Origin of the sequence: Pseudoalteromonas prydzensis, assembly GCF_001661495.1 — a bacterium.
GTDB classification, from domain to species: domain Bacteria; phylum Pseudomonadota; class Gammaproteobacteria; order Enterobacterales; family Alteromonadaceae; genus Pseudoalteromonas; species Pseudoalteromonas prydzensis.
Genome location: NZ_BDDT01000017.1, coordinates 1 through 12,614 on the forward strand (window position 1 = coordinate 1; position 12,614 = coordinate 12,614).

Sequence of the window (12,614 nt, forward strand, 5' to 3'; positions counted from 1 at the left end):
TGTTAGGCCTGCCGCCAGCGTTCAATCTGAGCCATGATCAAACTCTTCAATTAAAAGTTTTTTGTCTTTCGACAGCTCAATGAATTCTGAATTTATTTAATATCTTTCGATATTGAATTGACTGTGCCGAAGCAACTTATAAATAAGTTACTTCTGTTGGTCACTCAGTTTCAATTGAGACTCTAAATTTTTTGCCTTGCTTAGCGAACTAAGCTCGGCTGTTAGAACTCAATCTGTACGAGTGCCCACACAGATGATTGCTTTATATTGTTAAAGAACGTTGCGGTTAAAGTTAAACTTTATCTCGCTAGGGCTGCGCATATTACGCTTTCCTATTTTTTTGTCAATACTTAATTTTAAACTTTCTAAAAAATCTAAACTCAAGTTTTACTCGACTTACTAAGTAGCTCGTGCCCCGCTAAGCGTTGCCTGCTCTGCCGTCTCAGTGGGGTCGCATTATAGGGCGCCGCGGATTTTACGCAAGCGTTTTTATGACATTTTTTGTATTTAATTTTTGCCCTCACGTTACACAAAAGATAGTTACAAGTTACCCACAAAACCCTGTGGATAACTTGGCTTTTTTCATTGTTCCACTAAACTATCCGCTTCGCTTATGGTAAGTTGCTCGCTGTTTTATAAACTCGTTCATTAGGCATATAACATGATAGATATAATAAATAGTATTAGTGGGCTGCTCTGGGGTCATATTCTTGTCTACTTATTAATAGCAGCAGGTCTGTTCTTCACCATTAAACTCAAGTTCATTCAATTTTTGCAATTCCCTCACATGATTAAAGTCATGTTTAACTCTCGCCAATGTGATAAAGATGGCATTTCCTCTTTTCAGGCATTTTGTACTTCTCTCGCAGCCCGTGTTGGTACAGGTAATATGGCCGGTGTTGCCGTAGCACTTTATTTAGGTGGTGCAGGTGCTATTTTTTGGATGTGGTTAATTGCATTAATAGGTATGGCAACCAGTTTTGCAGAAAGCACCTTGGCACAAGCCTATAAAACACGCGATGAACACGGTAACTTCCGTGGCGGTCCTGCTTATTATATGCAGTACGGTGTAGGCAAACGTTGGATGGGTGTGGTTTTCTCGCTCTGTTTGATTTTAGCATTTGGCTTGGTATTCAATGCTGTGCAATCAAACTCTATCGCTGCTGCATTTAAAGTCGCTTTTGACATTCCAAACTATGTTGTTGGTTTAGTGCTTGTCGCAGGCTCTGGGATCATTATTTTTGGTGGCTTAAAAACGATTTCACGTTTTGCTGAAATGGTTGTACCATTTATGGCCTTAGCGTACTTACTTGTTGCATTATATGTGTGTGCAATGAATGCATCAGAATTACCGACTGTGTTTATGCGTATTATCAATAGTGCATTTGGAATAGAGCAAGCCGGTGCCGGTGCTATTGGTTATGGTGTTATGCAAGCGATGATCCAAGGTATCAAACGGGGCTTATTCTCAAACGAAGCGGGTATGGGTAGCGCAGCTAATGCGGCGGCTACAGCCACACCAAACCCACCACATCCAGCATCACAAGGTTATGTGCAAATGCTTGGGGTATTTATTGATACTGTTGTTATATGTAGTGCAACCGCTGCACTGATCTTATTATCTGATCAATTAGTAGCTGATTCTGGTGTCACGGGTATTGCCTTAACACAAGCCGCACTTGAAGAACACGTTGGCAGTTGGGGCGCGGTGTTTGTAGCGATTGCGATATTGTTCTTTGCTTTTACTTCGATTGTAGCCAACTATTCATACGCTGAAACCAACCTACTGTTTTTAGAGCACAATCACGAACACGGTATGCTTATATTCCGTCTGATTGTTCTTGCTATGGTGATGTTTGGCTCTGTGAGTGAGTTAGGATTAATTTGGACATTAGCCGATATTTCAATGGGTTTAATGGCAATAGTGAATGTGATTGCACTGTTTATGTTATCTGGCGTAGTGATCTGGCTTGCTAATGATTATACCGCACAACGTAAAGCAGGTAAGTTGCCTACTTTCGACCCAACTCAGCATCAGCAGCTTGATAAAACGATACCAAAAGGTATTTGGCATAAACGCTAAAGCACTTATATGAATCAATAGGGAGCCTAGGTGCTCCCTTTTTTGATCTTAGCTATATGATTAATTCTCTTCAGTTTCAGTTGCCACAAAACGGTTAAACAACTTTACTGCTAATGCACGCTGCTCTGAGCTCAGTGTTTGCGAAAGCTCTTGTTGCAGCTTTTCTTGCAATTGCTCGCGCAATGCCTGTTTTTGTGTCTGCGAGAGTGATGTGTGAGCTTGTAATTGATAGTCTTGAACTGTACTGATCACTTTCAGCAATGTTGTTTTATCAACATCTATAAAAGAAAATGAAACAAGCTTTTGCTTTGTAGCAGCTAATTTATCTTGAGTGTTTTCGACCATCTGACTCACTTGCGTTACAAGTGTACTGACTTCTTGAATTTTGAGGACATCATTAACCGTAGACATAACGATTGCTAGAGGAATTAATATCAGCGACAAGGCTAAGCAAACACCAAAAACAGCACCAACCCAAAATTGATTGAGACCCTGTTTAAAATTATCCATACCCGTTAATCCTTTCAAACATGAATGAAGGTTAAGTGTATATCAAAAATAGCTAGCTAGATGATTTATTTGAATTAGATTAATTACGTAGATTATGGTTTTGGATAAGAAAATTAAAAATAGGAAAGATAAAGTGGTGCCCGAGGCCGGACTTGAACCGGCACGACTTGTTAGTCGAGGGATTTTAAATCCCTTGTGTCTACCAATTCCACCACTCGGGCATCGAGTTTGCTAATTAAAGCGTGTGGAGTAATTATTTGGAGGCGGAACCCGGAGTCGAACCGGGGTAAACGGATTTGCAATCCGGTGCATGGCCACTCTGCCATTCCGCCTAAATATATCAAATAATTTGGAGCGGCACACGAGGCTCGAACTCGTGACCTCGACCTTGGCAAGGTCGCGCTCTACCAACTGAGCTAGTGCCGCATAAACTTTGTCAGTAATTTGCATGTTAATGTGCGACGATAGCGCAGTAAAACATTCTGGCAACTGGACGAGTGCCGAAAATAAAATTTATTTTATCAGCTTTTAATTATTTTGGTAAATAATTAAAAGTGGTGCCCGAGGCCGGACTTGAACCGGCACGACTTGTTAGTCGAGGGATTTTAAATCCCTTGTGTCTACCAATTCCACCACTCGGGCATCGAGTTTGCTATTTAAAGCAAGTGGATAAAACTAATATGGAGCGGCACACGAGGCTCGAACTCGTGACCTCGACCTTGGCAAGGTCGCGCTCTACCAACTGAGCTAGTGCCGCATCATATTAATTCTAAATAAAATCACATAAACGAATTTATGTAATATAGTTTTTATAAGTTACATTTGGCGGTGTAACTAAACCACAAAGTGGTGCCCGAGGCCGGACTTGAACCGGCACGACTTGTTAGTCGAGGGATTTTAAATCCCTTGTGTCTACCAATTCCACCACTCGGGCATCGAGTTTGCTATTTAAAGCATGTGGAGTGTTGAAATGGAGGCGGAACCCGGAGTCGAACCGAGGTAGACGGATTTGCAATCCGGTGCATGGCCACTCTGCCATTCCGCCCCAACATCTGGGTTAGCCTTTAAGATAAACTGGAGCGGCACACGAGGCTCGAACTCGTGACCTCGACCTTGGCAAGGTCGCGCTCTACCAACTGAGCTAGTGCCGCTTAATACTTGTAAGTTGTTAATATGTCGGCGCGCGACTATATCGCGGTATGACATTCTAGCAACTCAACTTGTGTTACTTGGTTTATCTAAGGGGCTATGCCCTCTCAACACGGACGCATTCTACAGAGATTATTAAACGCGTCAATACAAAAAATGCTAGTTTTGAACTGTTTGATTATTTTTTATCTAAAACGGTGCGTTATTATACGTTTAGACTCAATTTTTAGTCAATTCAGACCACGCTGCTATCAAGTATTGCAGCATAGAAGTCACCGTTAAGAAGGTCGCAATGTACAATAAGGCATAACTTAAATACATCATCCAGCTATCGTACTGCCAAATAAGCCCAATGATGGCTAACATTTGTGCAGCCGTTTTAAACTTGCCCATATTGGATACAGCTACATTGCCACGTTTGCCTTGCTCAGCCATCCATTCACGCAATGCTGATATCACAATTTCTCTGCTTATTATAATTAAAGCCGGGATAGTCATATACATTGATTGATAATAACTCGCCAGCGCAACCAATGCCGTACACACCATGACTTTATCAGCAACAGGGTCTAAGAATGCACCAAAAGGCGTAGACTGCTCAAGCTTGCGCGCTAAATAGCCATCGAGAATGTCAGTGATTGAGGCTAGCCAAAAAATAAAGGCAGCAGCAAAGAAAGCCCATGAGTAAGGCAAGTAAAATACCACCAAGAAAATGGGGATAAGAAAAAGTCTAAATGTTGTGAGTGTGTTTGGAATATTCCACATAACTACTTGAGGATGTCTTTTTTTCTATATTCGCATGAAGGGCTAGCCCTTGTCATGCAAATGGTTAAATATCTTCTCAGCCATGTCAGAGCTGATCCCGGGTACTTGCTTTAATTGGTCTATATTAGCAGCTTTTACTCCCTGCATGCCCCCTAAAAATTTTAATAATGTTTGGCGGCGTGTTGAGCCTACTCCACTTATCTCTTCTAATAGTGATTGTGTACGTTGTTTTTGACGCTTATTACGATGCCCAGCAATCGCGAATCGATGTGATTCGTCGCGGATATGCTGAATGAGATGCAGTGCTGGGGCGTCTGAGTCCATTGGAATGGTTTTACGACCCCCATCGATTAACAGCGTTTCAAGCCCAGGTTTACGGCTGGTGCCTTTTGCTACACCGACTAGTAACGGCATTTTTGCATGCGGCCAAGTTGAGAAGTACTGCTCAGCGCGTGATAACTGGCCTTTACCGCCATCGATAAAAATTACATCTGGAATTTTATCTTCATCTACTAACTTGTTGTAACGTTTGTTTAATGCAAACTCCATTGCAGCGTAATCATCGCCACCGGTGATCCCTGTCACATTAAAGCGTCGATATTCTTTATTGTTAGGCCCTTGGGAGTCAAATACCACACAACTTGCTACCGTGTTTTCACCCATGGTATGGCTAATATCAAAACATTCCATGCGGCTAATATCATCAAGACCGAGCGTTGCTTTAAGCTGCGCGTAACGTTTATTAATTGAATCTTGAGTGCTTTGCTTTACGGTAATGCTATTAAGCGCATTCTTATTAGCGAGCTGCAAGTATTTCGCGCGCTCACCGCGTGTTACTGTTTTTAAAGTGACTTTTCTCTCGCTTACTTGGCTTAACGCCTCACCCAGTACATCAGCTTCATCAATCGCAAAGGGTAAAATCACTTCTTTTGCTATGCGCCCTGTCGCACCTGGCGCTAAATAATATTGACCAAGAAATGATGATAGTATTTCTTGTTGCTGTGAGTCTTTGGGTACTTTAGGAAAGTAAGTTTTACTACCAAGCACTTTATGATCGCGGATCATCAATAAGTGAATACCATTAAGACCATTGAGATGAGCAAAGCCGACCACATCCATTTCAGCATAATTACCTGAGATAGACTGTTGCTCTTGCATTTTCCGCAGCAGCATTATTTGGTCGCGTACTTTCGCCGCTAGTTCAAACTGCAGTGCTTGGCTAGCTGCTTCCATTTTAGTAATGAGTGCAGCAATAACTTCATGGGATTTACCCGCTAAAAACTTCCTCACAAAATCCACTTGCTGGCTATATTCATCATCGCTAACTTCGCCAGTACATGGTGCGGAACAACGTTTTAATTGAAATTGTAAACATGGCCGGCTACGAGCACGATAATACGCATCTTCGCATTGACGAACTGGAAATATTTTTTGCATTAACCGCAAGCTTTCAGAAACAGCGCCAGCACTTGGAAATGGCCCAAAGTACTCGCCTTTTACTTTGCGACTGCCACGATGAAATGCAAGTCTCGGGTGTTTATGTGCTGTTAACAAAATATAAGGGTAGGATTTATCATCACGCAGTAATATGTTGTAACGAGGCTGGTATTTTTTTATTAGATTATTTTCAAGCAGTAAAGCTTCGGTTTCAGTATTGGTTAAAGTGATATCAATATCACTAATATTACTAACCAGGGCACGCGTTTTACCGTCGGTGACGTTACTGCGAAAATAGCTGCTAACACGTTTTTTAAGGTTTTTCGCTTTACCAACGTAAATAACGTTGTCGTCACTATCAAGCATCCGGTAAACGCCTGGATCGCTTGATAGTGTTTTTAAGAAATGGGCGTGATCAAATTCTGCCATGGGGCAAGGCTAATGGGCGCTGTCGATGTCAATCATCTTATGGCGAATCGCTAAATGGGTAAGTTCAACATCACCACCAACATTGAGCTTTTCAAACATTCTATAACGATAGCTGTTCACTGTTTTAGAGCTTAAATTAAGGCGCTCAGCAATATCTTGCACCTTCTCACCTTTGGTGATCATTAGCATGATCTGTAATTCGCGCTCAGATAAACTCTGAAATGGGCTTTCATCTGTACGACCAGTTACTTGTGCTAAAGCAATTTGCTGCGCTATTTCTGGTGCAATATAACGTTGCCCCGCATTTACTGCGCGAATAGCATTAACCATTTCGTCAGAGCCTGCGCCTTTGGTTAAATAACCATGGGCACCAATTTGCATCACTTTGCTTGGGAATGGATCTTCACAATGCACAGTTAGCACGATGATTTTCACGTCTGGGCAATAGCGGCAAATCTTTTTAGTCGCTTCTAGTCCGCCAATACCTGGCATATTCATGTCCATTAGCACAATATCAGGAGAATGTTGACGGCAAAATTGCACGGCCTCTTCACCTGTTTTAGCTTCACCAATTACTTTAAACCCACGAACATCATCTAAAATACGTTTGATACCCGTTCGTACGAGCTCATGGTCATCAACTAAAAGTACATTAATCAATGGGACACCCTCATATAACCTAACAGCATGTCATTGTGACAATTTAATACAGCACACTAACACAGAAAGCCCGAAACGATAACTCAAATATCGCTTCGGATAACTAAATTTAAGAAGACGCTTTTTCACTAAAGCGGTCTACCCACAATGCAATTACACCATCACCGGTCACATTACAAGCAGTGCCAAAGCTGTCTTGGGCAAGGTAAAGCGCGATCATTAACGCCACGGCACCTTCATTAAATCCTAGCATGCTGGTTAACAAACCTAATGCCGACATTACAGCGCCACCCGGTGCACCAGGTGCTGCAATCATCACCACACCTAGCATCATGATAAATGGCAACATACCGAATAATGAAGGAACATCCATATTAGGTGATAAAAACATTACCGCCATCGCACATGTAACGATAGTAATTGTTGAACCTGATAAGTGTATAGTGGCGCACAGTGGTACAGTAAAGTTAGCTACATCTTCTTTTACATTATTTGCTTTGCTCGAACGCAGCGATACAGGAATTGTTGCCGCACTAGACATAGTCCCTAATGCGGTAAAATAGGCTGGGAGCATATTTTTAATTAACTCAATCGGGTTGCGCTTTAATAATACCCCAGTACCAATATATAAAATGCTTAACCAAAGCCAATGCATAATAAGTGCTGCAATGAGTACCACACCAAATGTTTGTAAGGTATCGACAACAGTACCTGCCACTGTCATTTCAGCAAATACACCTGCGATATAAAAAGGTAATGCTGGAATAATGACTTTCGCTAATAAACCATCAATTACGTCACGACCTTGATCTGATACTTTTCTCAGTGTTTCTAGTTGCAATTGGCTCATACCAATACCGAATACAAATGCCGTTGCAAGTGCAGTCATCACACCCATAAGTGGTGGAATTTCTAAATCGATAAAACTGGCTACCTCAGTCGCAACTTCGGCTTCAAAGGTTAAACCGCCATCAAATAATGGAATAATAGCGCTGACAGCCAACACAGCTAAAGTACCAGCTATAATTGTTGAGCCATATGCAAAGCCGACTGTTTTACCCAATAAATGGCCTGACCCTTTCGGTAAACCAGCAATACCAGAGGCAATAAAGAACAAAATAATTAACGGAATCGTAAAAGTGATCAACTGGCCAATTATTTCTTTTACTGTGTAGAGGAGCTCAACTCCAGTCAGTGGAACATACAAGCCCACTAAAATACCGCCCAATATGCCGGCAATTAATTTTAAGATTAATGTCATTGTGATCACTTTATAAATTTTGGTGGATGTGGTTTTAACATGTTTTTAATTACTTGTATCATAAAACCGATTAATAGCAGCCTGTTTGCACAAAATACCATCATTTTTATCATTAAACACCCAGCCTAATTTCTTAGCCATTATAATATGCTATACCTTGTTCAGTATGATCTAGTGCATGTGAACGTTAAGCTGTTTTTATTTCATTCAACTATAAGTCGTTTGGGTATATCTTATAGCCAAACTTTACTTTAGTTTTTTTAATTCAACAGTAAAGTGTCATTATTACAGATCGATTGCATAAAATCGGTCCCGATTGAATAAATTGCACCTAAGGGAACATTATGTCTACAATTTTTGAAGATAACTCACTCAGTATTGGTAATACACCATTAGTAAAACTAAACCGTGTCACTACTGGTAATATTTTTGCTAAAGTTGAATCCCGTAACCCTAGTTTTAGTGTAAAATGCCGTATCGGTGCATCAATGATCTGGGAAGCTGAAAAATCAGGTGAGCTGACAAAAGATAAAGAATTAATTGAGCCAACATCAGGTAATACAGGTATTGCGCTTGCATTTGTAGCTGCTTCACGTGGTTACAAGTTAACACTTACTATGCCAAACACCATGAGCCTTGAACGTCGTAAATTACTAAAAGCATTAGGTGCTAATTTAGTATTAACCGATGGCGCTAAAGGGATGAATGGAGCAATTGAAAAAGCAAAAGAAATTCAAGCCAGCGATCCTGAAAAGTTCATCCTATTGCAACAGTTTGAAAATCCAGCGAACCCAAAAATTCACTTTGAAACAACCGGCCCTGAAATTTTTGCAGCAACTGACGGTAACGTTGATTTCTTCGTCGCAGGTGTTGGCACGGGTGGTACCATTACGGGTGTTAGTCGCTATTTAAAACTTGAAAAAGGCCTTGATGTTAAATCAATCGCTGTAGAGCCAACAAACTCTCCAGTGATCAGTCAAACGTTAGCGGGTGAAGAAATTAAACCTGGCCCTCATAAAATTCAAGGTATTGGCGCAGGTTTCATTCCTGGCAACTTAGACCTTAGTGTGATTGATGGCGCTGAACTTGTTTCAAATGAAGAAGCCATTGAAATGGCTCACAAACTGATGAAAGACGAAGGTATCTTAGTCGGTATTTCATCGGGCGCTGCGGTTGTTGCTGCAAAGCGTATTGCAGAACTGCCTGAAAATGCAGGTAAGAACGTAGTGGTTATTTTACCAAGTGCAACAGAGCGTTATTTATCAAGCCCGCTTTTTGCTGAAGAGTTTTCTGAACAAGAGCTTGTGCAATAATTGTATTTACCTTTAAAAAGGATGCTAAATGCATCCTTTTTTATTATTTATTGCACTAACATCACTAATTCATACCGTAAACTTTACATCTGCCGCATTTCGTCACACACTAAATCATCACTAATAAGTCTATTTATCTAATGAAATTATTTATAACTCTGTTTACTGCTACATTTTTATTACTACTGAACGGCTGCGGTGGTGACAATGCACCAAAAGGTGAGAAAAATACCCCTGGAAATAGCGCAGCACTGTTCTTTGATACGCTTTACAACGAACAAGATCTTAATAAAGCCAGTACCATGGCAACGCCAAGAATGGCGCGGATCATGAAATCGTATGGCACCTCAAAGCAGTTTGCTCGTAATTTAGTCAACATGCAATACGATAATGTCGTCATTGAAGTCGATATGACAAATATGAGCTTAAGGGAGCAATACGGAGATACCGCAAATATCAACTTAATTTTTACTGGCCAATTCAATGGTAATAAAGTTGACGATATGCGCAGTGTAAAAATGGTTCGTAAAAAAGGCAATTGGTATGTTGATAAAATCAATGCCGATCCATTTGCACGTTAAAAAGTAGATAATTACCAAAACTAGCTTAGCGCTGGTTAATTAACAAAAAGCCTTGCGTCTGCAAGGCTTTCTTTATTTCAGCGTAAATCAATTACCCTAAAGTTATAATTCACCCGCTTTATAATTATCGACAGCAATGGCTTGCTTACGTAAATTATTAGCTCCGTGCAGTTTTTCTGCTTGTTCATCGGTGATCAACTGTTTTTCACGCGCACTGTTAATCGCCGTCTCGATATCATGATTACGATTAAGGGTGCCCTCACGTTGCCACTTTTTCAACCGTTTAAATGCAGCGCTAGTGTCATGCATGGCCATGAATGCATTTTCCATCACCCCTGTGCCTGCATTTTCATCAACATGGCATAAATGGGTTAAACGATTTCTAAATACCCCTGGTTGCGTCATATGCTCACAAATTTCTTGCGCAATTTCATCACTTGGCCGCTGGTAATGGTTACCAAGCGGAAATACGATACGTTTAAGGATAAAGTTAACAACCGGGTTCGAAAAGTTTTTAAAGAAGCCGTCAAATGCTTGGCCAATTTCGAACAGTGATAACTCCACAGCGTATTTAACAAAGGGTAAATCAGCCTGTTGTCGTCCTTCATCTTCAAAGCGTTTTAATACACAAGATGCCAAATACAAATGGCTTAACACATCTCCTAAGCGCGCTGAAATCATCTCTTTGCGTTTAAGCTCACCGCCAAGCACTAACATGGCCACATCAGTACTAAAAGCAAGTCCACGGCTCATTCGTCCGAGTTGCTTATAATAGGTTGCAGTGGCACCACACACGGGCGATTTAGCAAAGTAGCTGCGCGTTAAACCATGCACGAATGCCATCCCAGCATTGGTGGCAGCAAATATGATGTGTTGCAGTAATAGTGAATCGAATTCTTTGAGTGCTAAATCATCATCTTCCATCGCCGCAGCTTCCATTTCTTTGAGCACAAATGGATGACAACGGGTTGCGCCTTGACCAAAGATCATCAAGTTACGGGTTAAAATATTAGCACCTTCAACAGTAATTGAGACCGGGATCCCCATATAACCGTGGGCTAAATAGTTATTTGGACCAACTTGTATTCCTTTGCCTGAGTGAATATCCATTGCATCATTCATCACCGTACGACCCATTTCTGTCATATGGTATTTAGCGATGGCAGTCACCACTGACGGACTTAGTTTTAAATCAATGGCGCCTGCGGTCATTAATCGACATGCTTCAAGGCTATAGGTTAAACCACCAATGCGACCAAGCGCTTCTTGCACACCTTCAAACTGACCTATAGAAACACCGAACTGTTGCCGAACTGTGGCATACGCTGACGTCATTCGTGAACATAAGTGCCCTGTTGCACTACTAAGGGCCGGTAATGAAATCCCCCGTCCTGCACTTAAACATTCAACCAACATGCGCCAGCCTCGCCCAGCCCCTTGTTGACCACCGATGATCCAATCAAGCGGAATGAACACATCTTTACCGTACGTTGTACCATTCATAAACGCCATATTTAGTGGCAAATGACGTTCTCCGGTTTCAACTCCCGGATGATCTGTGGGGATCAGCGCACAGGTAATACCAAGCTCTTTGTGTTTACCAAGTAATCCGTCCGGATCATACATTTTAAAAGCAAGCCCTAGCACTGTCGCTACAGGTGCCAGTGTAATATAACGCTTTGACCAATTTAAACGCAGACCCAATACTTCTTTACCTTCAAACTCACCTTTACATACGACCCCTGAATCAGGAATGCTGCCCGCATCGGAGCCAGCTTCAGGGCCCGTTAGTGCAAAGCAAGGTACATCTTTACCATTAGCTAAACTCGGTAACCAACGCTCCTGTTGCTCTTTAGTACCATAATGTAATAACAATTCACCGGGGCCTAAACTATTGGGCACCATCACAGTGACTGCTGCGGTTAAGCTTTTAGTGGCAATTTTAGCGACTATGGTTGAATTTGCGATTGCAGAAAACTGCCGACCACCAAATTTTTCTGGGATGATCATCGCAAAAAAACCTTGGGTTTTTAGGTAATCCCAAACCTCTGCCGGTAAGTCTTTATCTTTTTGTACAATTTGATAATCGTCAAGCATTGCCAGTAATGTTTCGACTTCATTATCTAAAAATGCCCGCTCTTTCTCACTAAGCTCTGGCTTTGGGTAGCTGTGCAATACCTGCCAATCTGGATTACCGCTAAACAGTTCTCCATCCCACCACACGTCGCCCGCCTCCATCGCTTCTCGCTCTGTTTGTGAAAGCGGCGGAAGCACTCTTTTAAACATTTTAAATGTCGGGCGGCTAACTAAGTTTAAGCGGATATCTTTAACCGCAAAAATAACGATTACTACCACCAGTAACAAGATAAATACTGACATGAAAACTATCCTTATTAATTATTGAAATGCATTGGCTTAATTATGAC

The 12,614-nt window shown here is 41.4% G+C and carries 9 protein-coding genes and 8 tRNA genes; 3 read left to right on the plus strand and 14 right to left on the minus strand.

The window, feature by feature from the left end:
* Nucleotides 1-661: 661 nt before the first annotated feature.
* Complete coding sequence (locus A7968_RS19930) at nt 662-2,083, plus strand: alanine/glycine:cation symporter family protein (protein ID WP_064668296.1); 1,422 nt, start codon at nt 662-664, stop codon at nt 2,081-2,083.
* 60 nt (nt 2,084-2,143) lie between these two features.
* Here A7968_RS19930 and A7968_RS19935 read toward each other — a convergent pair whose 3' ends face one another.
* The 13 genes from A7968_RS19935 to A7968_RS19995 all read right to left on the minus strand — a co-directional run bounded on the left by A7968_RS19935 (nt 2,144) and on the right by A7968_RS19995 (nt 8,294).
* Entirely contained in the window at nt 2,144-2,593 is a 450-nt protein-coding gene (locus A7968_RS19935) for a hypothetical protein (protein ID WP_064668297.1), read from the minus strand.
* 134 nt (nt 2,594-2,727) lie between these two features.
* A tRNA-Leu gene (locus A7968_RS19940) sits at nt 2,728-2,814 on the minus strand.
* 37 nt (nt 2,815-2,851) lie between these two features.
* Nucleotides 2,852-2,925 (minus strand) — tRNA-Cys (locus A7968_RS19945).
* An 18-nt stretch (nt 2,926-2,943) separates the two neighbouring features.
* Nucleotides 2,944-3,019, minus strand: a tRNA-Gly gene (locus A7968_RS19950).
* Between the two features lie 129 nt (nt 3,020-3,148).
* Nucleotides 3,149-3,235 (minus strand) — tRNA-Leu (locus tag A7968_RS19955).
* A 39-nt stretch (nt 3,236-3,274) separates the two neighbouring features.
* A tRNA-Gly gene (locus tag A7968_RS19960) sits at nt 3,275-3,350 on the minus strand.
* Nucleotides 3,351-3,440: 90 nt separating this feature from the next.
* A tRNA-Leu gene (locus A7968_RS19965) sits at nt 3,441-3,527 on the minus strand.
* Between the two features lie 37 nt (nt 3,528-3,564).
* A tRNA-Cys gene (locus tag A7968_RS19970) sits at nt 3,565-3,638 on the minus strand.
* Between the two features lie 30 nt (nt 3,639-3,668).
* Nucleotides 3,669-3,744 (minus strand) — tRNA-Gly (locus A7968_RS19975).
* 217 nt (nt 3,745-3,961) lie between these two features.
* The gene (gene pgsA, locus A7968_RS19980) at nt 3,962-4,507 is read right to left on the minus strand and encodes a CDP-diacylglycerol--glycerol-3-phosphate 3-phosphatidyltransferase (protein WP_064668298.1); all 546 of its coding nucleotides are present in this window, start codon (nt 4,505-4,507) and stop codon (nt 3,962-3,964) included.
* Between the two features lie 42 nt (nt 4,508-4,549).
* Entirely contained in the window at nt 4,550-6,373 is a 1,824-nt protein-coding gene (uvrC, locus tag A7968_RS19985; protein ID WP_064668299.1) for an excinuclease ABC subunit UvrC, read from the minus strand.
* A 9-nt stretch (nt 6,374-6,382) separates the two neighbouring features.
* Nucleotides 6,383-7,033: a UvrY/SirA/GacA family response regulator transcription factor gene (gene uvrY / locus A7968_RS19990; protein ID WP_016707677.1), complete on the minus strand. Its 651-nt coding sequence runs from the start codon at nt 7,031-7,033 to the stop codon at nt 6,383-6,385.
* A gap of 109 nt (nt 7,034-7,142) precedes the next feature.
* Complete coding sequence (locus A7968_RS19995) at nt 7,143-8,294, minus strand: dicarboxylate/amino acid:cation symporter (protein WP_064668300.1); 1,152 nt, start codon at nt 8,292-8,294, stop codon at nt 7,143-7,145.
* Nucleotides 8,295-8,638: 344 nt separating this feature from the next.
* On the opposite strand from A7968_RS19995, the gene cysK reads away from it, so the two are divergent.
* Together cysK and A7968_RS20005 are read left to right on the plus strand one after the other, a co-directional pair.
* A complete protein-coding gene (gene cysK / locus A7968_RS20000) occupies nt 8,639-9,607 on the plus strand; it encodes a cysteine synthase A (RefSeq protein WP_064668301.1) in 969 nt (322 codons plus the stop codon).
* Between the two features lie 140 nt (nt 9,608-9,747).
* Nucleotides 9,748-10,188 carry a hypothetical protein gene (locus A7968_RS20005; protein ID WP_064668302.1) on the plus strand — a complete coding sequence of 147 codons (441 nt, stop codon included), beginning with the start codon at nt 9,748-9,750 and terminating at the stop codon, nt 10,186-10,188.
* 102 nt (nt 10,189-10,290) lie between these two features.
* Here the strand turns inward: A7968_RS20005 and A7968_RS20010 are convergent, their stop codons facing one another.
* Nucleotides 10,291-12,567: an acyl-CoA dehydrogenase gene (locus A7968_RS20010; protein WP_064668303.1), complete on the minus strand. Its 2,277-nt coding sequence runs from the start codon at nt 12,565-12,567 to the stop codon at nt 10,291-10,293.
* Between the last annotated feature and the right edge of the window lie 47 nt (nt 12,568-12,614).